The organism is Rhizobium sp. PEPV16 (assembly GCF_008919455.1).
GTDB lineage: Bacteria > Pseudomonadota > Alphaproteobacteria > Rhizobiales > Rhizobiaceae > Rhizobium > Rhizobium leguminosarum_Q.
Genome location: NZ_VSZV01000150.1, coordinates 2,109 through 3,583 on the forward strand (window position 1 = coordinate 2,109; position 1,475 = coordinate 3,583).

The following is a 1,475-nucleotide window of genomic DNA, read 5'->3' on the forward strand; positions in this document are numbered from 1 at the left end:
TGAAGTAATCGGAGGGATCGATCGCCAAGCCCTCCAGCCCCATGAATATACGCTCCTGCCAGGCGGGCAAGCCGGTGTTCGGCGTCCTGACGAGGTTCCGGCGGCCGAGATAGAAAGAGGTCCTCATGATCTCGAACTTGAAGCCGCTTTCCCGGCAGAGAGCCAGAGCCCTGGTGACGTCGGGGTCGTCCATGAAGCCGAAGGTGATGTCGAGGCGCACGAAACGCGGCGAGAGCTGGCTGATCTTGATGCGGCGGCTGTCGGGAACATAAGGTTCGTCCTCGGTCCAGACGGTCAGGATGACGTTTTGTTCGTGGAGCACGTGATTGTGCTTGAGATTGTGGAGCAGGACGTTCGGCGTGCGATCCGGGACACTGGTCAGGAAGACGGCCGTTCCCGGAACGGTGACCGGGGAATGCTCCGACTTTCGCTCGATCGACCTGATGAAGGAATCGAGCGGGATCTCGTTGTTGGCCCGCAATCTCTTCAGATAGGCCTGGCCTCGGGTCCATGTCCACATCATGATCATGATCGCCAGCGCAAGGGCGACCGGAACCCAGCCGCCATCGTGGATCTTCAAGAGGTTGGCCGCCAGGAACAGAACTTCGATGATGAAGAGCGGTAGCAGCAAGACGGCGGCGAGCACGAGGGAGTAGCCCCAGACGGCTCGGAGAAACTGGAAGACCAGCATGGTCGAGATGACCATGGTTCCGGTCACCGAGATGCCGTAGGCCGTCGCCAGCGACTCGGAGTCGCCGAAGGAAAAGATCAGCATCAAGACGCCGACCAGCAGGAGAAGATTGACGGCCGGCACGTAGATCTGGCCGGTGTTGGTCTCCGACGTGAACTTGATCCTGAGCCTCGGCAGGAAGCCGAGGTGAACCGCCGAGCGGGCCAGCGAAAATGCGCCTGTGATCACCGCCTGGCTGGCGATGATCGTTGCCATCGTCGCCAGAATAACCACCGGCAGCAAGGCCCAGTCGGGATACATCAGAAAGAACGGATTGGTGGCGGCTTCCGGATGGGCGAGAACGAGCGCGCCTTGGCCGAGATAGTTCAGAAGTAGGGCAGGAAAAACGAGCACGAACCATGCCATCTGGATCGGGCGGCGCCCGAAATGCCCGAGATCGGCATAGAGCGCTTCGGCGCCCGTCACGGTCAGAAAAACGGCGCCGAGCACAATGAGGCCGACGCTGCCGGCATGGGTGAGGAACAGGAACGCATTGATTGGATTGAGCGCCTCCAGAATCCTCCAATCGTCGCCGATATGGATCAGGCCGCCTGCCGCCATAGCCAGAAACCACAACACCGTTATTGGCCCGAAAAAGATGGAGACGGCGGCGGTTCCCTTCGACTGGACAGCAAAGAGAACGATCATGATCGCAGCTGATGCCAGCGGAACGTATTCGGCAAAGGCCGGCGTGACCAGTTTCAGGCCTTCCAGCGCCGACATGACCGACAAGGCAGGCGTGATC

1 protein-coding gene is annotated in these 1,475 nt (G+C 60.3%); it reads right to left on the reverse strand.

What is annotated here, in order from left to right; genetic code table 11:
- On the reverse strand, nt 1-1,475 hold a 1,475-nt coding region (locus tag FY112_RS02945), incomplete at both ends, for a KUP/HAK/KT family potassium transporter (RefSeq protein ID WP_246700588.1).